23 protein-coding genes are annotated in these 23,261 nt (G+C 27.2%); all 23 read right to left on the reverse strand.

What is annotated here, in order from left to right:
* Window positions 1–11 precede the first annotated feature (11 nt).
* The 23 genes from SY27_RS17150 to SY27_RS17260 all read right to left on the reverse strand — a co-directional run bounded on the left by SY27_RS17150 (window position 12) and on the right by SY27_RS17260 (window position 23,238).
* Window positions 12–1,031 carry a glycosyltransferase family 4 protein gene (locus tag SY27_RS17150; RefSeq protein WP_045972666.1) on the reverse strand — a complete coding sequence of 340 codons (1,020 nt, stop codon included), beginning with the start codon at window positions 1,029–1,031 and terminating at the stop codon, window positions 12–14.
* Window positions 1,000–2,364, reverse strand: a complete 1,365-nt coding sequence (locus tag SY27_RS17155; RefSeq protein ID WP_045972668.1) for an O-antigen ligase family protein — start codon at window positions 2,362–2,364, stop codon at window positions 1,000–1,002. The genes SY27_RS17150 and SY27_RS17155 overlap by 32 nt, the downstream gene beginning before the upstream one ends.
* Complete coding sequence (locus SY27_RS17160; RefSeq protein ID WP_063124240.1) at window positions 2,355–3,446, reverse strand: glycosyltransferase; 1,092 nt, start codon at window positions 3,444–3,446, stop codon at window positions 2,355–2,357. Before SY27_RS17160 ends, SY27_RS17155 begins: the two co-directional genes overlap by 10 nt.
* 50 nt (window positions 3,447–3,496) lie before the next feature.
* Window positions 3,497–4,624, reverse strand: coding sequence for a glycosyltransferase family 4 protein (locus SY27_RS17165; protein ID WP_045972670.1), 1,128 nt, complete (start codon window positions 4,622–4,624; stop codon window positions 3,497–3,499).
* Between the two features lie 11 nt (window positions 4,625–4,635).
* Window positions 4,636–5,469, reverse strand: coding sequence for a bifunctional 2-polyprenyl-6-hydroxyphenol methylase/3-demethylubiquinol 3-O-methyltransferase UbiG (locus SY27_RS17170; protein ID WP_161794172.1), 834 nt, complete (start codon window positions 5,467–5,469; stop codon window positions 4,636–4,638).
* Entirely contained in the window at window positions 5,459–6,250 is a 792-nt protein-coding gene (locus tag SY27_RS17175) for a hypothetical protein (RefSeq protein WP_045972674.1), read from the reverse strand. Before SY27_RS17175 ends, SY27_RS17170 begins: the two co-directional genes overlap by 11 nt.
* Window positions 6,251–7,402 carry a glycosyltransferase family 4 protein gene (locus tag SY27_RS17180; RefSeq protein ID WP_045972676.1) on the reverse strand — a complete coding sequence of 384 codons (1,152 nt, stop codon included), beginning with the start codon at window positions 7,400–7,402 and terminating at the stop codon, window positions 6,251–6,253.
* A complete protein-coding gene (locus tag SY27_RS18380; protein ID WP_052705415.1) occupies window positions 7,402–8,781 on the reverse strand; it encodes a hypothetical protein in 1,380 nt (459 codons plus the stop codon). The genes SY27_RS17180 and SY27_RS18380 overlap by 1 nt, the downstream gene beginning before the upstream one ends.
* Window positions 8,774–9,667 carry a hypothetical protein gene (locus tag SY27_RS17190; protein WP_045972678.1) on the reverse strand — a complete coding sequence of 298 codons (894 nt, stop codon included), beginning with the start codon at window positions 9,665–9,667 and terminating at the stop codon, window positions 8,774–8,776. Before SY27_RS17190 ends, SY27_RS18380 begins: the two co-directional genes overlap by 8 nt.
* Window positions 9,667–11,103, reverse strand: coding sequence for an MBOAT family protein (locus tag SY27_RS17195; protein WP_045972680.1), 1,437 nt, complete (start codon window positions 11,101–11,103; stop codon window positions 9,667–9,669). Before SY27_RS17195 ends, SY27_RS17190 begins: the two co-directional genes overlap by 1 nt.
* Complete coding sequence (neuC, locus tag SY27_RS17200) at window positions 11,103–12,224, reverse strand: UDP-N-acetylglucosamine 2-epimerase (protein ID WP_045972846.1); 1,122 nt, start codon at window positions 12,222–12,224, stop codon at window positions 11,103–11,105. Before neuC ends, SY27_RS17195 begins: the two co-directional genes overlap by 1 nt.
* Before the next feature lies 1 nt (window position 12,225).
* A complete protein-coding gene (gene neuB / locus SY27_RS17205; protein WP_045972682.1) occupies window positions 12,226–13,266 on the reverse strand; it encodes an N-acetylneuraminate synthase in 1,041 nt (346 codons plus the stop codon).
* A gap of 6 nt (window positions 13,267–13,272) precedes the next feature.
* A complete protein-coding gene (locus tag SY27_RS17210) occupies window positions 13,273–13,944 on the reverse strand; it encodes a cytidylyltransferase domain-containing protein (protein ID WP_045972685.1) in 672 nt (223 codons plus the stop codon).
* Window positions 13,945–14,946 (reverse strand): glycosyltransferase, encoded by a 1,002-nt coding sequence (locus tag SY27_RS17215; protein ID WP_045972686.1) that lies wholly within the window; start codon window positions 14,944–14,946, stop codon window positions 13,945–13,947.
* A 7-nt stretch (window positions 14,947–14,953) separates the two neighbouring features.
* A complete protein-coding gene (locus tag SY27_RS17220) occupies window positions 14,954–16,117 on the reverse strand; it encodes a glycosyltransferase (protein WP_045972688.1) in 1,164 nt (387 codons plus the stop codon).
* Window positions 16,101–16,733 carry a CatB-related O-acetyltransferase gene (locus SY27_RS17225; protein ID WP_200894168.1) on the reverse strand — a complete coding sequence of 211 codons (633 nt, stop codon included), beginning with the start codon at window positions 16,731–16,733 and terminating at the stop codon, window positions 16,101–16,103. The genes SY27_RS17220 and SY27_RS17225 overlap by 17 nt, the downstream gene beginning before the upstream one ends.
* Before the next feature lie 31 nt (window positions 16,734–16,764).
* The gene (locus SY27_RS18385; protein WP_052705417.1) at window positions 16,765–17,409 is read right to left on the reverse strand and encodes an acyltransferase; all 645 of its coding nucleotides are present in this window, start codon (window positions 17,407–17,409) and stop codon (window positions 16,765–16,767) included.
* A 179-nt stretch (window positions 17,410–17,588) separates the two neighbouring features.
* A complete protein-coding gene (locus SY27_RS17235) occupies window positions 17,589–18,674 on the reverse strand; it encodes a GDP-L-fucose synthase (RefSeq protein ID WP_045972692.1) in 1,086 nt (361 codons plus the stop codon).
* A complete protein-coding gene (gene gmd, locus SY27_RS17240; protein ID WP_045972694.1) occupies window positions 18,674–19,786 on the reverse strand; it encodes a GDP-mannose 4,6-dehydratase in 1,113 nt (370 codons plus the stop codon). Before gmd ends, SY27_RS17235 begins: the two co-directional genes overlap by 1 nt.
* Window positions 19,787–20,611, reverse strand: a complete 825-nt coding sequence (locus tag SY27_RS17245) for a glycosyltransferase family 2 protein (protein ID WP_045972696.1) — start codon at window positions 20,609–20,611, stop codon at window positions 19,787–19,789. It abuts the gene before it with no gap.
* Between the two features lie 2 nt (window positions 20,612–20,613).
* A complete protein-coding gene (locus SY27_RS17250; protein WP_045972698.1) occupies window positions 20,614–21,414 on the reverse strand; it encodes a hypothetical protein in 801 nt (266 codons plus the stop codon).
* Window positions 21,411–21,953, reverse strand: coding sequence for a DapH/DapD/GlmU-related protein (locus SY27_RS17255; RefSeq protein ID WP_082084385.1), 543 nt, complete (start codon window positions 21,951–21,953; stop codon window positions 21,411–21,413). Before SY27_RS17255 ends, SY27_RS17250 begins: the two co-directional genes overlap by 4 nt.
* Window positions 21,946–23,238: an ABC transporter ATP-binding protein gene (locus SY27_RS17260; RefSeq protein WP_045972700.1), complete on the reverse strand. Its 1,293-nt coding sequence runs from the start codon at window positions 23,236–23,238 to the stop codon at window positions 21,946–21,948. Before SY27_RS17260 ends, SY27_RS17255 begins: the two co-directional genes overlap by 8 nt.
* Window positions 23,239–23,261 lie beyond the last annotated feature (23 nt).

Below are 23,261 nucleotides of genomic sequence, written 5' to 3' on the forward strand. Positions count from 1 at the left end.
AAAGGTATTTTCTATTCTAATAAAGATATCCAATAATTCTTTACTATTTCCCAATCTAAACTTTCAGCCAATTTTCTACCCTCTAAAGTTATTTCAATGGTTTTATTTATATTCTTAATTACATTTTCAATCACATTTGTCATTTCATTCACATCATTATCGTTAACTAAAAAGGCATTTTTATTATCCGTTAATAAGTATGGAATTCCTCCTACATTTGTTGAAACGACAGGCAGTCCTAACGCCATGGCTTCTATTACACTAACAGGAGTATTATCAAAATGTGTTGTACTTATAAATATATCATGTTCTGCTGCTAACTGCCACCATGTTTCCTTATCTAGTTTTCCTGTAAAATTTACTATAATACCTAGCTCATTTGCTCTTGTTTTAGTTTCTAACAAACTTCCGTCTTTATCAGGTCCGACCATTGTTAAGGTTGCTTCAGGATATATTTTTTTAAGCTCATATAAAACTTCAACCGCCATTTTAGGATTATAAATAGATGCGAAAGCTCTAACCCATAACAAATTTGGTGTAAAAAACTCTCTTTTTTTAAATGTATAAGAATCTATATCAATTGTATTTGGAATATGTATAATATTATCGAATCCTGCTTTCTCAAATTCGTTTTTTAAATAATTAGATGGTGCAACATTCTTAAATGCATTCTTGAAAATTAACTTACATAAAACTGGGTTCTTCTTTAATCTTACTGGTAAATTACCACCGTGGAGAATAGGTATGTATTTAATTTTAAAAAATAAAAATCTGGCTAGCTGACTCATTATTAAACAATACCAAAATGCTTTTGTGCTATAAGTATCTATTACAATATAATCTATTTTTTTATATACTTTAAAAAGTGTGAAGATCATATCTAGAATTCGCAAGAAAAAATTCCTCTTTTCTGATGCATAAAAGATGGAAAAACCTTCTTTTTCAAGAGATTTTCCTAATGTTTCGATAGTAGTTTTATTCAAACCATGTTTAGAAAGCTTATTCCCTATGTAGAGTAAGTTCTTCTTCATCCTTATTTATAATTTGGACTTTTAAAAGTGATAAAGCATATACAAAAGCAGGAGCTGCCAATCGCATAGCTGCGTGGTTTATTGTTAGTAGCCAAAAGAATAGAAAAGAAAAAAGAAAAATATTTTGTCTATTATTTAAATACAACACCACTGGTGTAATTAATAAGATAAGTAAGGCAAATAGTCCTAATGAGCCATGTTCTGCAAGCATTCTAGAAATTTCGTTATGAGATGCAGCTTCTATTCCTGTAGTTTCTTCCCTATATTCTTTATTTTTACCAACACCAACACCAAAAATAGGATTATCTAAAAACATTGTAAACTCGGATTCAATTAATTTTTCTCTTCCTGTTAATTTACTTTCTTTAACTCTTCCTCTTGCATCTTGATTTGCATATCTTTTATCAATAAGTCCTCCTGTTTGAATTGAACTATAAAACCAAATACCTATTAAGAAAAAAGAGGAAAGTAAAAATGATGTTAGTAATTTAAATTTCGCATTTGTTTTTAATGACATAAAAATTATCCCAAAAAATAAGATAACCATAATAAAACCAGTAATTATTCCTCCTCTTGAAAAGGTTACTATTCCTCTAAAGGTTATAGTAATTAACAAAATCATATTTATTATAAAATCGGTTTTATTTTTTTTACTAAAAACGAGTTTAACAAAAAACAAGAAAATCCCTAATCCTAATATCGTTGAAACTTGATTTGGTCCAAAACCACCAGAGGTTTGAAAATTAGATTCAGTACTTGTAACCACATCTCTTATACTTGGTGTATAAAGAAACATATATGACAACATTGCTATTAATGGATAAGCCAATACATCTATAACTGTTTTAACCTGATTAAATGTAATTTTTCTCTGGTAACAATATATTGCCGAAACCATTAATGTTATAGGTCCAATAATATTAAATGTAATGGCTTTTCGAATATCAGTATCAAAATTTAGTGTAAAAAAAGAAATGAGAATTCCTGGTACTAATAATAACCCATACATCCAATAGATTAATCCACTTTTTGAAAAACTTTTAAAATAAATCCCAATAAAAAGAACGCTAATGACTCCATATTTAGCATATTGTTCAAAAAAATTTCCATGAGTCATCCGTAAAAAAACTTCAGCGCCTACTATGTATGCTGCAACAAAAAGAGCTTCTTCATTTGCATTTTTTCTTAAAATAACATAGCGAAAACCAAAAAATATAATTGCTATTGCATAAATTTTAGATAAGAATGGCATTACATATACTAAGCCACCTAATACTAAGTGGAATAATACATATTTAAGATAAAGATTTGTTGATTTTTCTTCTAAAGCCATTTTTGGTAATAATTTAACAATTGCTCTACTACTTTGACTGCTGTATAATTTTGATGTACAAATGTATTCAAATTAGTAGCCATTTCTTTATTTTTAGACTCAGAATTTGGTAAAGCTTTAAAAAGACTTATTAAGGCATTATCTTCATTTGGATTAAATAAATAACCATTTACATTAGGTACAATAACTTTAGAACAGAATCCTACAGAGGTACTTAAAACAGTTAAATTTGCAAAACCATATTCTAATAATGTAACAGGAAACCCTTCATAAGTAGAAGCTAATACTCCATATTTTGCTTGAGATAAAATGTGACTTACATCTAAACAACTTCCATATAAATAAACAGAATCTTCAATCTTATTATTTTCTATATAAAGTTTTAATATTTCTGAATATTCATCCCTAAAATCTTTTCCGATAAAATGTAAAGTCCATCCTTTATTAGATAAATCGCTAGCTAAAAAACTTTTCAATATGTATAAATGATTTTTAGGTGTTTTTAAATTAGCTAAGCAAACAATTCTCTTGTCTTTTTCACCTTCCAAAAAAGTTTGATTTACTTCATTTTGTTTTGTATTGTAAAAATTAGATAAAAAAGAAATATTTGAAGTTTTTAAATTTTGAATAGCCCATTTTTCAAGTTCTTCATTAACTACTAAGACACCACTAAAAAATAATGAAAAAAATCGAAGAAACCAATTTGATTCTTTTTGAGACACTCTATTTCCAAGATGATCATGCCAAATAATTTTAACACTTGGTAATATGAATTTAGTTAAAACTGCAAAAAAATAAGAACTTCCATGTGCATGAATGCAGTTTACATTATTGACAATAATATAATTTCTAAATTTAAAAAGTGCTTTTATATCAATACTCTTTCGTTTATTTAAAAAGGTATAATTAACGGATGAGTTTATAGTTCCTTTCAAATCTCCTTCTTTTCTTGTACACACTAATCCCGAAAAAGAAATTTTATCCGTTAGCACATTAGCTATAGTAACAGCCATACGTTCAGCTCCTCCAATATCCAAACTATCGATTAATTGAACAACTCGTATATTTTCTTTATTCAGCAAGGAATTGAATTTATATTTTTTAACTCTAATTTGTAAAAATAGGTATTTTTTTATAGTAATTTTTTAATCTCAATCTCAAATTTATCCATTGTAAATTGACGTGACCATTGCATTCCATTTTTAGATATTTGAAAATATGATAAAGGATTTTCAATAAGATTCTTTATTTGATTGACATCGTTATCTAAATCTTGATTTAAAATAATACCTCTATTTCCTTTATCTAACATGTAAGAAACGCAAGAAACAGGAGTTGAGATAGGTACACAACCCCAAAACATAGATTCTGCAACTACTTTTGGCCAACCTTCGCTTTTAGACGGTAAAACTAAAAAATGACTATTTTGATAAGCATCTAAAACGGTTTCTTTTGCTTGATTTCCTTTTAACGTAATAATAGAATTTAATCCTTTTTTTAAAATATAAGTCTCAATCTCATTTCTTAATACACCTTCTCCGTATAAGTTTAATTTAACATTCTTGCCTAGATTACTTAGTTCTTCAACTATTTGGATTGCATACAAAGGTTGTTTCCCTTTAGATAAAGTACCTACATACAGAAACTGTATAACTTTATCTTCTAAGCTCCTTATTTCACATTTTTCATTTTGTACTTCTTCCTCACGATAAGTAGCTGTAAAGAAAGATTTGATGTTTTTTGTTTGATTTTCCCATTCTCCATACACTAATACTTGCATATTTCTTGTTAGGAAAGTATTACTTAGTATCCATTTCTGCAAACGATAACTCAAAGGTTGTTTACTCTTTGGATCCCAATTACCTGCATATTTTGCAGTTTTCTTTTTATTTGGAAAAAAAATCTGAACAATTGAACCTAATAAACCAATATTCCCTGGACAACGAAGATGAATATGATCTGCCATTTTCATACTCTTTATTAATTTCCAAATTATTATTGGTATTACAAAAAAAGATAACACTACCGATTTTAAATTTGTCAGATTAAAACTGGGAATTTTTATAAAAGTTATCTTTTTAGCAGCATACTTAGTATATATAGGGTTTAAATCTTCTTTAATTAAAGGAGCTACTAAAATAACTTCATCACAGTATTTATTCCAAATATTCATCTCATTTACATAAGGAGAATACCCAAAAAAATCATTGTCTTTTGAGATATGTTGAACGTGAGTAACAATTAAAAATTTGAATGCCAAAATTATCTTTATTAGTTTTTTAGTTTAGCCACCACATAAAGTGTAGGTCCATTATATTTGCCTAATAAAGATTTGAAAAACATTTTATAGAAATTTAAATCTTTATAGTTAAAATATGGCATTTTTTTCTCTCTTAAATTAACTATTTCAAAACCAAAATTATTCAATACATTTTTTACGGAATTCTTAGTAAAAAAATTCAAATGTATAGGAGGTCCACTTTGATGTATAGCATCTCCTGGATTTGAATAATTTTTTATTTTATCAAAATTAGGAACAGAAAAAACGAAAAGACCTTCTGGTTTTAGTCGTTCTTTAGTCAATTGAAAAAATAGGTTTAAATCTTGCAAATGTTCTAAAACTTCCCACATCATAATTACATCGAATTTTTGTTCAAGCGTTTTCATTTTTGAAAAATCTCCATTGACAGAATTTACTCCTAAAGACAAAGCTCGCTCATGTGTTTTTTTATCTAATTCTAAACCTGTATAAGTCACAGAACTAAATTTCTTTAAAAACATTCCTATTAAACCAATACCAGATCCTATTTCTAATATATTTTGAGGTGTATTAGAAATAATTTTATTGATAATCCTTTTTCGATTATAGCCTATCTCAATTAAATTATCTTTTAATTTATTATATTCTTCAATTGTATGTTTATTGTATTTTAAATCTTCTTTAGAATTATAAAGTCGGTCATACGTTGCAATAAACTCATCTTCCGTAAAAATTGTTTTAGAAAACACGAATTCGCAAGACCTACATTTTACAAGATCAAACTTTATATTTACAGCGTCTATTTTGCTATTGCACACTTTACAAGTTGTAAATTCATTTCCCATTTTCATAATTCATAAAATTTGAATAATTAATTATATTTATATCTGATTGATATGCTTTAAGTAAAAAATCTTTTACAATTATTTTATTATTTTCTCCTTTAATGCTCTTTCCTATATTTGCCTTTTTATTAAAATATACATCTCCACCTTCACCCATATCTAATCCAAAAACTTCAATAGGTATATTATTAAAATGACTTAAAACACATCCTATTAAAACGCAATTAAATCCTGAATTAATACTTTTATATTGGAAATCAAATTTAGATTTTAAATACGTTTTCAAAGACTTGTCCAAAGTTTTAGAGTTTTCATTGTAATCAAAATCAGTAATCAAGATTTCTTTTTTTATTCTAGATTTCTTTAATAAATACCTAAATACCTTTTGAAATGAAGTATTATTTATTTTAGAATTGTTATTAACTATCCAAAAAACAGTTCCTTTCCAAAATTGATATCCTGGAAATGACTTTAAATAAATTGTTAAATAATACGGATCGTGTATGATATATATAAAACTTTGTTTTTTAACTAATTGAAGCGAGCTATTTGTACATATATACAACGCATCATCTTCCAGCTTTATTTTATTTGAAGATGGTCCACTAGCTACAACAACTATTTTTTTATAATGCGTAACATCAAAATAATCTGAAAGTTTATCAATATCATTAATTTCAGAAATATCTGTTGGTATATTTCTAACAGAATCATTGTAAGGTTTGATTAACTGAAAGAAATAGTTATAATTTCGTTTTTTAAATATTGATTTGAAATTCATTTATTGAGATAAAAGATTGAGGTAAAAATTAATATTTCTATTTGCAATATTATCTAAATTATAGTTCTTAGTTATTGTTTCTAGTGCTTTTTCTTCAATATTTTTTAAAGATTCTGGATTATCCAACATCCAAAGAACTTCATTTGCGATTGATTTGATATCATAAGGATCGCATAACAGTCCGTTAACATATTGATTTATAACTTCTAATCCTGGTCCATATTTAGAAAAAACAACTCCTTTTTTCATTGCCATTGCTTCAATAACAACAAGCCCCTGAGTTTCCATGTAAGAAGGGAAAACACAAATTTTTGAAGAAGCATATCTATTTACTAATTCTTCAATAGGTATTTCTCCTTTAAAAATTACATTTTTTTTTGCCAATCCAATCTGCGGTATAATTTCTTCTAGTAAAAATCTCATATAAGACCTGTTTTCCTTGAAAGAATCTTTACCATAAATATGCAATTCCATACTAGGATATTTTTCTAGGATTAGAGGCATAGCAAGAATTAAATTTTTTATTCCTTTCTTTTCACAAAGTCGCCCTGCAAATAAAATGACATTTTCATTAATAACCACATCCCTTTTAGGCGTAAACAATTTAAAATTCACGGTTGAAGGTATAACTTCAATTGGTTTATTATGATAACTTAAAAAAAAATTCGTATGTTTTTTTACATAATTTGAAACTGCTATAAACCCATTTGATTTTTTAAAGGATCTTTTTTCTTGAAATCCTTTCCAAATATTTATTTTCCTATTTTCTGATTCAGCAAAAAAATGATGTCCGCCATGAAGTCTAATTATATACTTTATATTGGTTCTTTTTTTAATAAAAGCTAGTCCTAATTCCGCAGATTCTACAATATCTATTGGATGTTCATTGTGAATTTCTTTAAGTTTATTATTTATTTTTAGAGCATTGAGAAACCATGAAATTCCTCTTATTTTACTCCTTTTTAAATGAATAATGGTAATTCCTTCAATTATTTTTACTGATTCTTTTTTATTAAACTCGATCAAAGTTACTTTAAATCCTCTATTTACTAAGTCTGGCAAATAACTTTTGGTAAAGCTACCAATTCCTCCATGAGAAAATCCTTCTTTTGGATAAGCATAAGGTGGTATAAAGCAAATATGTTTTAACATTATTGTAAATTTAAGGTGTTTCTTATTTTTAATGAAACATTTTTATAATCTGACAGTATAGTTTCTTTCCAATCATTCATTGCCTTGTTATCAAATTCTTGATTTAATATATTTTTAAAATCTGTTTTCTCATTCCACCAAAAAACAGCATTAGGATTTTGCATACTTCTAAAATGTTGAAATTGATAAATTGTTTTAACAGACCAACTTTTATCTATTTTATTTATTTGATCATAATTAATAAAAACACAAGGTTTTTGAAACATTGCAAAATCAAAAGCCATTGTAGAACCAACGTTTACAACAACATCACAATAAAAAGCTGTTGAGACTAATAACTTCACATCTTCTTTTAGAGGATAAATAGTAGTCCAGCTTTTACTATTGTCAAAATTCCATTGAGGAGGAGCTTCTTTTATCAATTCAGGATATTTGTTTATAATTGATTCATATCGTCCTGTAACATCTACAGGACATCTTCTAAATAAGATTTGATACTCTTTATCTAAATCATTTTTAATTAATTCATCTGCTAAATCATCTAAATATTTTGGATCATCGGGAGACGTTTTTATATCATCTCCAGAAAAACAAATTATCTTTTTTAAAGGATTTAAATCATACTTTTTATAAAACGCTTCTTTAGGAATTATGTTGTCTTTATTTTGGTAGCATTCAAATTGTGGTGTTCCTGTTACAATTACACTTTTTTGATTAATTTCAGGATAATAGTTTTCTATTTCCTTCTTCATGTAATTTGACCAAACTAAATACTTATCAGCTCTTAATGCCAAGCGAGCTTTTGGTAAATTATCCCAAGAATAAATCACGGTTTTGGTTTTAATATTTAAATCAGTCGCTGCTGCAAAAATAGTAGCACATTGAACACCTCTTTGATGTGAACAAAAGATTACATCGGGTTTTATCTCATTAAGAATTTGATTTATTTCTCGATAATATTGTGTCTTTCTAATCGTTTTCTGATATTTTTTTTCAAAAAAAAGAATTTGATTATAACTATTTATAAAAGTAGAAGAATACTCTATCATTTTATAAAAAACCTTGTTTTTTATAGTCTTATGATTTGTTTTCCAATTGGATAAAATAGAGCTATTTTGAGTTATTTTAGAATTATTTTTTAATCGCAACAAACAAATTAGCTCTCTAAGAAACTTCTCTTTAATAGTTTCTTTATAAACAGGAATTTTATAAACGGAATTTATATCTGTTATTGTAGAAATATTTTTAATAGTAACTTCATCAAAGTTATGAAATAAAACCAAATCGTCTTCCGAATTTCTAAACACATCTGAATATAGGTAATTACGTATCCCAACTCCATCTGGGAATAAGAGCAATATTTTATTTTTTTTATTCATTTTTTATATGATTATCAAAAATTATATGAGTGAATACTCTAGCTCCTTTATAGTTTAAATGACTACAGTTACTAAAAAAAGTATCATCCATAGCTTTTGAATAATTGTTCAAACTAGAATATCTCTTTTTTAAGTTATCTACATAAGTTAAATCTCTTGTATAAGAACAAAATGGAGAACAAAACAATATAAGTTCAATATCGTTTTCTTTACACAAATTAATTATTTCTTCTACAAAAATATTCTTATCAGCAATTTTTTTTGGAAACTCTTCAGGAATTGTAATATCTCCACTATCATATTTAGGGATATATCCATAATTAAAATCTATTTTTGATCTTTTATTAATTGCACTCATAAAGAACTCTCTAAATCCTATTTTAAAATCTGCTGATTGATATCTATAAAAAGGTAAGTAATAATAAGAATAATATTGCTTGTCATATTTTTTAAAATGAGAGCTAATTACTTCATTTCTGATGAATGGTAAAGCATCTGAATTAGCAATTGCGGACATTTCATTGTATTCATAAAAATGGTCTAACTGAAGAAAAATTTTATTAACCTTGTTTTTATTATTAATAAATAATTCTAGCATTAATAAATTATCTGCATAATTAGCTCCTTCAACACCTAAATTTAGATTTTTTTGACCTGAAAGAGAATCTAAATATTTCACATCAATATGATTTGCGACTCTTGATGATCCTATAAAAACATTATCATAGTTTTTATCATAGTTTTTATCATAGTTTTTTAAAACATATTGTAATTTATTTCTAGGTATACATTTATAGAAAGTATAAGTATAGATTATATCTCCTATAATTAATATTAATAAACTAATAACTATTAGGTTAACTATATATTTTATAAAGCTTCTCATTAAAATTGAAAATAAATAAAGTCCTTAGCTTGTGAATATACACCAAATAAGAATAAACTAATTAATACAAAACTAATTTTGACTAAAATATGTTTTCCGAAAAAAGGATGACTTTCTTTTCTTGAAATCCATTCAATAAAAATAAAAACAAAAATTAATAATAAATTCTCGACAGAATACCTTTCTATTGATAAATAATTAATACCTCCATCAAAATTTACTTGAAAAATTTTAGTTAAATATTTAATTGCTGTTGAAATAGAATCTGCTCTAAAAATAACCCATGCTAAAACAACCATTAAAAATGTTACAAGCATCTTTATGAAATCATAAATATTTGGAAAAAAAGATGTTGAAGCAACAATATCAATATTCTTTCTGTTTTTATTAATCACTAATAAAGGAATAAAAAATAGAGCATTTAAAAATCCCCAAATTATATAGGTCCAATTAGCTCCATGCCAAAATCCACTAACGACAAATATCACAAATACATTTCTTACTTGTTTTAATTTATTTCCTTTTGAACCACCAAGTGGAATATACAAATAGTCTCTAAACCAAGTTGAGAGTGAAATATGCCAACGCCTCCAAAATTCTGCAATATCTCTTGAGAAATAGGGATAGTTAAAATTCTTCATTAAATTAAACCCAAAAAACTTAGATAATCCAATTGCCATATCAGAATAACCAGAGAAATCACCATAAATTTGAAAAGCAAAATAAACAGCTCCAAGAAAGAGACTTAATGAATTTAAGTTTTCATAATTTTCAAAAATAGTATTTACATATACAGCACAACTATCAGCTATAACAATTTTCTTAAAAAGTCCCCATATAAATAAATGCAATCCATCAATAGCTTGCTCTTTATCAAAAAATCTTCTCTTATAAAATTGAGGTAATAAATTAGTAGCTCTTTCTATTGGTCCTGCAACTAATTGAGGAAAAAAACATACAAAAGCTGAAAAGGCAATAAAATCTTTTGTTGGTTCTAGTTTATTTTTATAAACATCAATAGAATAACTTAACGTCTGAAAAGTATAAAAACTAATACCAACTGGCAAAATAATTTTTAAACTGTTTCCTGATATTGATTGTCCAAAAAAAGAAAAGGCAGTTACAAAATTATCTAGAAAAAAATTATAATATTTAAAAAAACCTAGGAAACCCAAATTAATAACAATACTAATCCATAAATAAACTTTTCTTTTAGTTATACTTTTTTCTTTTGAAAGTAACACTCCGACAGTATAATCTATTATAGTACTAAAAACAATTAATGATAAAAATCGGTAATCCCACCATCCATAAAAAATATAACTTACAACAACAATAAGTAAATTTTGCAACCTCAAGTTATTTTGAGCTACAAACCAATATAATAAAAATACTATTGGCAAGAATATGGCAAAATCAATAGAATTGAATAACATTAAATATCTCTAAATTGTTTTTGATGGTTTAATAACCAAATCTCATTATTTAAAAGTGACTTCAAAAATAATTGAGCACTATTCCCTTTTCCAAAATCTCCACTCGTTTTAACAACATTATGAGTATCTATTCTTTTTAAAGCATCCGAAATACTTTCTTTAGAATAATTCGTATGAATAATATCTGCGTGAATGGCTCTATTTTGTTGACGTGTTCCAATATTAATAATTGGCAAACCATAATATGGAGCTTCCCTTATTCCTGCACTACTATTTCCTATAATGAATTGTGCATTTTTTAATAATGTTAAAAAATACTCAAAACGTAAAGATGGAAAAATTCTAAATCTTGAATTTTCCTTTAATTTTTCATATGCTTTTAAAATAGCTTTACTTCCTAAATCATTATTAGGAAAAACAACGATATAGTTATGCATATCTTCTAATAAAGCTTCTACAAAATTTGTAGCATATTCTTCCATTTGTTTTACTTCAGTAGTAACTGGATGAAACATTACTACTCCATACTCTTTGTAAGGAATTTCATAATACTTTTTAACATCATTTAAGTTAGGCAAATTTGCTGAAAACATAATATCAACATCTGGAGATCCTATAACAAAAATAGAATCTTTTATTTCTCCCATTTGAATAAGTCGTTTTTTTGCTTGATTATTTGAAACAAAATGTACATGACTCATTTTACTTGTAGAATGTCGAATTAACTCATCAATTGTTCCTGAGATTTCACCTCCTTCAATATGTGCTACTAAAATATTATTTAAACTTCCTACAATTGCTCCTGCTAATGCTTCTACTCTATCTCCATGAATAACAATCATATCTGGGTTACATTCCTTTACATAAGTAGATAAACCTTCAATAGTTTTAGCTAATGTCAAATCCATTGTAGTTTCATGCGTGTGATTTTCAAATGTGCATATATTTGTAAATCCACAACGTTCTACTTCTAACAAAGTATAACCATATTCTTTTTGTAAATGCATTCCTGTAACAAAAACAAAAGGTTCAAAATTTGAATGTTCTTCCAAAATTTGAAGTAATGATTTTATTTTACCAAAATCAGCTCGAGTTCCTGTAAGAAATAATATTTTTTTTATTTTACTCAAAATCAGAAAAATCTAATTGTTCATCATTTTCGATATCTCTAGTCGCCTTCTTCCCTAATAATGATTCAAAATGTTCGGCTAAGATTTTACCTGTTCCTGGTCTCTTTACCCAAATATTCTCTTTGGTAAAAATTTCATCTTTTTTAATTTTTTTTATAGAACAAACTGTTGCGAAAGCAAAATCGATAGTTACTTGTTCTTCTTTCGCAGGTTTTTTGGTTCCACCTCGCATAAGTGCAATTTCAGCCGAACTAACAATCAATTCCTTACAAGCTTTCTCATCCATACTGCAAATAATATCTGGTCCTGTTCTTTGCATATGATCTGTAAAGTGACGTTCTAAAATAGAAGCTCCAAGAGCAACCGCACCTAAACAAGCATTATTATTTAAAGTATGATCGGATAAACCAAAAACTTTATCTGGAAAAGCATTATGCATCTCTACCATAGCACCAAAACGAACCAAATGAATAGGCGTTGGATATAAATTAGTTGTATGCAATAATGCAACTGGAACTTTATGCTTATCAAAAATAGCAATTGCTTTTTGAATGCTTTCAATAGTATTCATTCCTGTACTTAAAATAACAGGTTTACCAAATGAAGCAATATGCTCTAATAAAGGATAATTATTACATTCTCCCGAACCAATTTTATAAGCTGGAATATCAAATTTCTTCAATCTTTCAGCAGCAGCTCTTGAAAAAGGAGTAGAAATAAAAATCATGCCTTTACTTTCAACATAGTTTTTTAGTTCTAACTCTTCTTGTTCATTTAAAGCGCAACGCTCCATTATTTCATAGATAGAAACATCTGCATTTCCTGGAATTACTTTTTTTGCAGCACCGCTCATCTCATCTTCAACAATATGCGTTTGATGCTTTACTACTTCAACTCCTGCTTTATATGCAGCATCAACCATTTGTTTCGCTACTTGTAAAGAGCCTTCATGATTAATACCAATTTCGGCAATAACTAAAGGTGGAAAATCTTGTCCAATTTTTCTTCCTGAAATTTCTATATAAGGGTTCATTCTCAATTATATTTTTATATATTTACTATACAGGTATTCTGCATATTCAAAGTCTTCTTTTGTATCAATATCTACAGTTGCAAAAATATGATTTATTTGAAAAGGGAAGGCATTTTTACTAATAATGATATCCTCAAAAATTAAATTAGCTTTGGTTATATACAATAGTCCATTTTCGTAAAACAGAGGATCTAAATCTTGACTTCTTTGACCAAATTCATAATTAAAAGGTTCAAATTTATTGTTTTTAATTTTACCTAATTTGTGATGATTTTGGGAAACAGTAAATAAACTTTCACAATTATTATCTTTAAAAACCTGATAAGCATTTTGCAACAAATCAGCTTGTCTTAATGGATTTGTTACTTGTAGTAAAACAACATTTTCAATTTCTACACTTATAGTTTCCAAAACATGTTTTAATGCTGAAACAGTTGGCTCATTATCTCCCGAAATTTCCTTTGGCCTATCTATAACTTTTGCTCCATATTCTAAAGCTATTTTTTTTATTTCTTCATCATCTGTTGAAACATAAACATCTTTTATAAAGGAATGCTTTTTTGCATATAAAATGCTATGAGCAACAAGAGGAGTATCTCCTAGTAATTTAATATTTTTCTTTGGTAATCTTTTTGAACCACCACGAGCTGGAATTATAGCAATAGTATTAGTACTCATTTAATTAATTTTATGACTGTAGAACAAATTAAAAAATTTTATAATAATTCGTTGCTTAAGTAAGAATTGTTTTTTACTCTGCCTTTTGGGTTTAAAAATAAGCTTAGATATATCTACACTTTTAAATTTATTATTTTCTCTTTTTTTAATATTTTCTTCTTGAATTTCTATCATCCAATTCTCAACTTTATTTCCCATATGGAAAGCAAAGTTATTATATGTTGCTAATCTCATTCCGCCTGAAATATCTACTGGTTCATCGCAATATAGAAACTCAGAGTTATTACCTACTAAGGTTAAAGAAGGTTCAATAGGAACTGTATTATGAAAAATTAAACGGTTTAAAGTCATGATTTGATGACCACTTCCCAAAATTGCTTTTACTCCATTTTGAGAAATAATTGGCCATTTTAAATTTTCTTCATTTTCTATTTCCCAGTTAATACTCTTTAAATATTTATTATGATCATCAAAATTAGCTTTAATTGATTCAAAAGTTAGTTTAACTTTACCTGTAAAAACCTTTTGCAAGGTAGATGTTGTTCCATAGCGCATTGATTTTCTAACAGGTATTGGAGATACCGAACCTACATTTTTCATAGAAGCAAATATATTTTCAATTTCATTTTGCCAACCATATTTAAATAAAATATCTACATCTGATAGTGTTATTAATGGTTCACGACTTCCTTTAGCAGCACCAATTAATGCGTCCATTTTACCTATATTTTCTTTGTGATGAATCAAAGTATCTATCTTACCCTTCTTAAAACTTTCATTAAGATAATTTGTGGTTTCTTCACAAGAAGCATTATTAACAATAGTTATTGCGCATTTATCATTAACTGTTGTTATTGCAGATTCTAAACATAATTTAAAAACTTCAAACACATTTTGATAATATCCTTCTAAATTAGGAATAAATACCACAATTATTAACCTATGTTGGTATTTTAAATCTATTTTTTTTGACTGTTTTTGTGGATTCATTCCAATTCTCATACAAGTATCATTTTTTAAAAAATGGTTCTATTACATCTATATATTGTTGTTCTATTATTTGCCTAGAATAGTGCTGATTATACTTTAATCTATTTTCATTCGCTATTTTTATTAATTCTTCTTTTTCTATATTTTGTAACTTCAAAATTAAATTTTCAAAAGAAGAAAAGTCGTTAATGGAAAACCAAAATTGATTTTTCAAACCATAAAATCGTTCTTCCATTGCTCCAACTTTCGTAGAAATTACTACTCTAGCAGATGCCATAGCCTCTAATCCTGTTAAAGGTCCTGATTCTTCATAAGATGAAATTATTATTGCATCAGACAATTTTATATAATCTATAATTTCTCTCTGCGTCTTAAATCCTAATAATTTTATATTGTCTAATTTTTCAACCCTATCTTTTAGCTTTTTCATTAAAAACCCGTCACCTACTATATCTAATGAGATTGTTTTAATTTTTGAACAAAAATCAATTAACTCTTGAATTCCTTTTTCTTCAGACAATCTTCCTATGAATAATAATTTATTCATTTTTTGAGTTGGACTAACTTTTAGTAGCTCTGTTTCATTTATACAACATTGATCAATTATTAAATAATTACATTCTTTAATGAAATCAAATCTGGTGGCATTACTAATAGAATGATGAATAAAAACTGATACTTTTTTCAACGAATCTTTATACTGACAATCTGTTTTTTTAATAGTATTTGACGGTCTAAAAATAACTGGAATATTATGTTTAGTACTATGTTCAATTATATCTTTAATATAGGTACTTGATGGTTGTGCACAAATAAAAATTAAATCATAATCTTTCAAAAGGGATAAAATTATTTCTTTTGATATTTCAGCAAATCCTCTTTTCCTAGATATTGAATTATTAACATAAAAATGAGGTTGATTCTTAAAACCCGATTTAAAATAACTTAAAAAGGCAAAAAACCTTAAACTAAAATACTTTTTAAAAAGTAAAGAATATAAACTAATGAATTGTTTTTTATCAATAAAACTAAAAATTTGAGATTTTGATGAACAATTAATAGTAGTCAAAATAGTTACATAAGCTATTTTAGATAATGAATTTGCTATGAAACCAGCTTCAATTTCTCTTCCTCCAAAATCGCCTATTGGACCGATTAATAGTATTTTATTTTTCTTTTGCAATTTCTATAATTTTATCTATATCAAAAAAATATAAATTAATCAATTTTAAATCTTCATCTTCCCAATTCCACCATTTTATATTTTTTAGTTCTTCTATTTTTTCATTAGAAAACCTGAATTTTTTTATTTCAATAGGACAACCCACAGCGATAGCATAATCAGGAATGTTTTTTGAAACTACTGCTCCAGCTCCTATAACTGCTCCATCTCCTATTGTGATTCCATCTAAAATTGTAACATTAGCCCCAATAAAAACATCATTTCCAATTACTATAGGTTTTCTTTCTTCTATCAAATTTTCAGTCGCCACCGTAAAACCATTTTGTTTGGCAGTACTATAAAAATAAGGACTGGTTGAAACTCCTTCTGTTGGATGAATTCCCCAACCACAAACGAAATTGGGTCCTATGGAACAAAAACGTCCAATTCTTGTATTAGACACTTTACTATTAGAAGATATATATGTTCCTTTTCCAATTTTACAATCTATCAATGTATATGGAGAATGGAATTGTGTTATCACATCCCTCTCTACATTTTGTTCCAAATTTTCAATCCAGTGTAACCCAACTTTATCTCTTATTATCAATGATAATTGTGGCACTAATTTTATCAAGATTTTTGAACATATTTTTTTTAACATCAGATTATTTCCAATTAATTTTTTCTTTGATTATTTTTGCTGGATGACCTCCTATTAAAACATTCTTTTTTGTAAAAACACCCCTAACAACAGAATTTGCTGCAATAACTGAGCCATCAGGAATCCTTGTTCCTTTGTAAATCTTTACACCACATCCTATCCATACATTATTACCAATTACTATTTCATTGGCTACCTTCTTTTGTCCTTCATACTCAATACGATGAAAATCTTCATCAAGAAACTGACAACCCCATGATATTATACAATTGTCGCCTATAGTAAGACCATGCATAATAATAAATGTTGAATTTACATTAATGTATCCTCCTTTACCTATATTTACAATTGCTTTTTCAGCAATATCAAAACGACATCCTCTCCCAATAGAATAAGAACCATTTATTTGTAATCTTCCACAAATATTTAAAAAAGTTATATCGGACTTATGAGAAAATCCAACATATTCCATTCCAATACTCAACGGGAAATCAGAAAAAATATTGGCAACTCCTTTTATAGTCACGCTATGATGAGGAGTAATATTCTTAGAAAAAAACCATTTGTATTTAAGATACTTAATTAATGAAAATACAAATATACTTTCTACTTTGTTACATTTTCTATATAAGGAAATGATTTTTCTCATCTGAACGAGATTATTGTCGAAGAATAGTACCCTAGTAAAAAATAAGTTTGTGTTTTATATTTTTCAGAAAAAGTATATAAATCTCTTATATAAAGAAGTGAATTGATTACTTTTTTTATTTGGTTTTTCACAATGATTAATTTAAACATAATTATATTTTAAAACTTGAAGCTCTATTTTTAACCTTTATAAAAATCATAAAGTTTAGCAATCCCCTGCTCTATTTCCGTTTTATATTTCCAACCCAATAAATTTATTTTAGTTGTATCTGTCAGTTTTCTCATGGTACCGTCTGGTTTAGAACTGTCAAATAAAAATTCTCCCTTAAAATCAATGGTGTTTTTAATTAATATTGCTAAATCTGATATAGAAATTTCTTTTCCTGTTCCAATATTAATATGTGTATTTATTATTTTTCCGTCATTAAAATTTGTAACACAATCATTAAAATTTACATTTTGCATCAAAAAAACACATGCTTCCGCCATATCCTCTGACCACAGAAATTCTCTTAATGGCTTACCTGAACCCCATATTTCAACAATTACTTTTTCATTATCCCTTTTTATTCCAAATAATTCTAAAACATTTAATATCTCATTTTCTGAACTTTTACCAGTTAATCCCTTAATTGGTAATCTATCTAAATTGTTTTTTATTGTATTCCAGTCATTTTGCTCTAAAGCTTTTCCTAAATGTATTTTTCTTATTAAAGCAGGCAAAACATGGGATTTTTCTAAATCAAAATTATCATTTAGCCCATAAAGATTAGTTGGCATAACTGAAATAAAATTGGTTCCATATTGCAGGTTGTAACTCTCACACATTTTAATTCCTGCAATTTTCGCAATTGCATAAGGTTCATTAGTATATTCCAAAGTATCAGTTAACAAATACTCCTCTTTTAAAGGTTGTGGTGCATGTTTTGGATAAATACATGTGCTTCCTAAAAATAATAATTTTTTAACTCCATTAACATAGCTTTGATGTATAACATTATTTTGAATCATTAAATTCTCATATATAAATTCTGCCCTATATACATTATTTGCTATTATACCACCAACTTTTGCAGCTGCTAAAAAAACATAATCTGGTTTTTCAATTTCAAAAAAATTCTTTACTGCTAGAGTATCAACTAAATCTAATTCAGAATGTGAGTATTTAATAATATTTTTAAATCCCTCAGATTCTAATTTTTTAACAATAGCACTTCCAACTAATCCCTTGTGTCCAGCAACAAATATTTTAGAATTTTTATCCATTATTCAAAATAGTTTTTGGTGTTAAAGCCACCTTCTTTCAAATACAACTGCTTTTGCATCAATTTTAAATCACTTTCCATCATTTCTTTAACCAAATCTTGCAAATCATATTCAGGAACCCATCCTAATTTTTCTTTAGCTTTACTTGCATCACCTTTCAATATATCTACTTCTGTAGGTCTAAAATACTTAGAATCCACTGATATGACCTCAGTTCCTTTTTTAATATTAAATCTCTTATCCTTACATTCTAATACATATCCTTTTTCATTTACTCCTTCTCCTCTAAATTCTAATACTATGCCAACTTCATTGAAAGCCATTTTCACAAATTCCCTTACTGTTGTTGTCTTACCAGTTGCTATAACCCAATCTTCAGAAACTTCTGCTTGTAAAATCAGCCACATCATTCGAACATAATCTTTAGCATGTCCCCAATCACGTTGTGCTTCTAAATTTCCTAAATACAATTTATCTTGTAATCCTAAAGCAATTCTAGAAGCTGCTCTAGTAATTTTTCTTGTTACAAAAGTTTCTCCTCTTATTGGTGATTCATGGTTAAATAATATTCCGTTGCATGCATACATTCCATATGCTTCACGATAATTTACTGTAATCCAATAAGCATAAAGCTTTGCTACAGCATATGGAGATCTCGGATAAAAAGGGGTTCTTTCTGTTTGCGGTACTTCACTGACTTTTCCATATAATTCTGAAGTTGAAGCTTGATAAATACGTGTTTTCTTCTCTAATCCTAACATTCGTACTGCATCCAAAATTCTTAGTGCTCCTAATCCATCAGCATTAGCCGTATATTCAGCAATCTCAAAAGATACATGAACATGACTCATTGCTGCTAAATTATAAATCTCATCTGGTTGAATTTCTTTAATTAAGCGTATTAAATTTGTACTATCAGTCATGTCTCCATAATGCAAGAAAAAATTGCGATTTTCTACATGTGGATCTTGATACAAATGATCAATTCTATCTGTATTGAATTGGGAAGATCTACGCTTAAGACCATGAACAATATAGCCTTTTTTCAATAAAAACTCGCTTAAATAAGCTCCATCTTGTCCTGTAACTCCCGTAATAAATGCTTTTTTCATTTATAATCTTATAAAAAAATTTATACCTTTTAATAATATTGTTGTTATTTTCCTTGCAAAGGGTTTTTGATCTATTTCTCTAAGTAAATTTATTCTTTTATTAGATTCTATAAATTTATTAAAAATATAACTATCATTTTCATTATTAAAAACTGTTGGTAAGTATTTGTTCAATACATTCTTTTTTTCATCCTCTACCATTTTATAATTTGTTGAGGATATCCCTGTCATATCAAAATTGGTGATGGTAACGTTAATTGACTGATAAGAAGCACCATTTAAACCTAGCGCTTTAAAGAAAAACTCCCAATCAGACACAATTCTATTTTGTTCATTATACAATCCATACACCTCAAACATTTCTTTTTTAATAAAAGTACTAGGATGAGAAATAATCTTTGATACAATATAACTAAAAGTTAAAACTTCTGGATGTTTCCTAATAAAGGTTTTTCCATCTTCAATATAATGTAAATTACCGCAAATGAAATCAAAATCATTATAAAGATAATCTTCAATTTTTTCAATAACATTATTTTCATAAAGAACGTCTCCTGAGTTAAGAAATAAAATATATTTTCCTTTAGCTTTATTTATACCTTTATTCATTGCATTATAAATGCCTTTATCTTTTTCACTAACGGAATAAGAAATAAAATCTTTATACTCTTCTAAAAGGTTTTCACTAAGATCCGTTGAACCTCCATCAATTACAATATATTCAAAATTCTTACAATTCTGATTTATTACACTTTGAATAGTTTTTTGAAGACCATAATAATTATTATAATTAATAGTTATTATGGAAAGTAATAGTGGATTCATTGCTAAGATTTTATAATTTGTTTTTGTTTATCAAAAGGAAATACATCAAAAAAAGAAAAAGGATCTCCATTAACAATCTGCAATCCTAATTTAACACTTTCCTCTTTTAAACTTTCATATTGTTGATATAATTCATATTCTCTATATAATCTTTCTTTAGGAAAAGGCTGTTTCTGTTCTTCATAACTAATTTTTATATTTTCTTCTTTCAAATAATATTCTAACGAAGGTTTATCATGTTCATAAAAATGAGTATATTTTTTAATACATTGCCAATCATGATTTACGCCTAATAAAATAATTTTAGGAATCTTGCAATAAATGGCTAGTTGTATTCCTACAACTGTGACACTCCAAGGAGATAAAATCTTTTTCGTTAAATCAACTGGTAAACTTCCTCCGTAAGAATAAAAAAATATTTTTCTATCCGCAAAAATTTCTTTTGCTATTTTTTCATCTCTTTTTTCAATTAACAAAATTGTATTTTTAGGTAGAATATCATTACATCTTCTCCACCAGTTCTTTAATACTTTTTCTGTTATAGGAGGATGAGAAGCAGCAAAAACATGTACTTTTGGGTTTATAATTTTTATTTCTGGATGCTCATAAAAATTACCCATTGTAATTACAAAATCATTTTTAAAAAGAGTTATATCTAAATTATTAATAGACTCCGCAGAACCGAGAATTACAGCTTTTTCAAAAGAATTAAATAGCGTTCTCAACTCCTTATTCTCAGGATAAATAGCTGAAGAAACAAAAAGGCTTCTAATTTTCTTTTTTATTTTAGTTATTAATTTCACTTTGATTTGCTTCTAATTAATTTCGCAGGTACACCTCCATAAACTGAAAAAGGCATCAAATCTTTTGTAACAACTGAGTTAGCTCCTATGACAACATTATCTCCAATGGTAACATTTGGATTAATTAAAACATTAGCTCCAATCCAAACTCCATCTCCTATTATGACATTACCTTTATAAAATGCTTTATCTTGAATTTGATTAAAATCTTGATCAGCCTCATAGGATTCTGTATAAATCCTGACATTATGTGAAATCGCACAGTTATTACCAATACTCACTTTACAGCCTTTATTGATTTGAATTGTTGAAAAATTTCCAATGTAAGAATTACTCCCACAAATTAATTCACCTTCTCCATAAAAATTTATATAAAGACCATTAAATCTAAAATCAGAATTAATTTTATACCTCTCACGATACCGTTTATATTTTTGAGAAAAATAATTTTCTTCTAAAGAATTAAACAAACTACTCCTTAACTCTCTATCAGCTTTACATATAAACTTAATAATTAAGTTACCAATTAATTTATTCATAACATATTTTTTTCATTTCCCACTTAGTAGGAATAAATAAATCTCCTTCTCTAGTTTTTCTAATTGAACTGATATCTTCTATTCTAAACTTTAAAATATCAAATTTATGATCATTACTATTTGAATATTGATTAGCTAAACCGAATGTTAAAAAATACTCTCCCGGTTTTAGAAGAGGGTTCTGAATTCTTACAATTGTCTCATAAATTCCTTTCTCAGCTACAAAAAATTCTTTATAAAAATCCGTTCTATCTAAAAACAACACAACTTCTCCAAGCGAATTTTTAATTATTATGGTTAAATGACATTTAAGAACTTCCATGTTAAATAGATACCTAATTTGTAGAAAAAAAGCTTGCTCTGTAGAAATTATAGAATTTTTAATTAAACTATTTTCTGAATCAACCATTCTCATGCTTAAAAATTGAAAATCTTTATCTTTATCTTCTTCAAAGATAATTTCTGATGTCATCATCTCTTCTTTTTGAGATGACAAGAGATAATAAGGTACTATTTCAGATGTTAATCCTGATTTAATAATTTTACCATTTTCTAGCAAAATCGATTTTTCACATAATGCATTCACAGCTGCCATATTATGGCTTACAAATAAAACTGTTCTTCCTCCTTCACGAGAGATATCTTGCATCTTACCAATAGCTTTCTTTTGAAATTCAGCATCACCAACAGCTAATACTTCATCTACTACCAAAATTTCTGGCTCTAAAAAAGCAGCAACAGCAAATGCCAATCTAACCGTCATTCCACTACTATAGCGTTTTGTAGGTGTATCAATGTAGCGTTCACATCCACTAAATTCAATAATTTCATCCAGCTTTGAAGTGATTTCTTTTTTGGTCATTCCCAAAATAGCTCCATTCAAATAGATGTTTTCTCTTCCTGTTAATTCAGGATTAAAACCCGTACCTACTTCAAGTAATGAGGCAATTCTTCCTCTTGATTTTATAACTCCGGTAGTTGGAGCGGTAACTTTAGATAATATTTTCAATAAAGTAGACTTTCCTGCTCCATTCTTACCAATAATACCTAAAACTTCTCCTTCTTCAACTTCAAAATTAATATCCTGTAAAGCCCATACATAATCACTATTACCTTTAATACTTCTATCGTTTGTTTCTCCTACCTTTAAATATGGGTCTTCTTTCCCTCTTATTTTATGCCACCAACGATTTAAATCATGACTTAATGTTCCTGTACCAACTGTTCCTAAACGATATTGTTTAGAAATATTTTCAGCCTTTAATATGATATTATTTTTCTTCATTTCTTATTTACAATCATATTATT

It is taken from the genome of Flavobacterium sp. 316, from assembly GCF_000967805.1.
GTDB classification, from domain to species: domain Bacteria; phylum Bacteroidota; class Bacteroidia; order Flavobacteriales; family Flavobacteriaceae; genus Flavobacterium; species Flavobacterium sediminilitoris.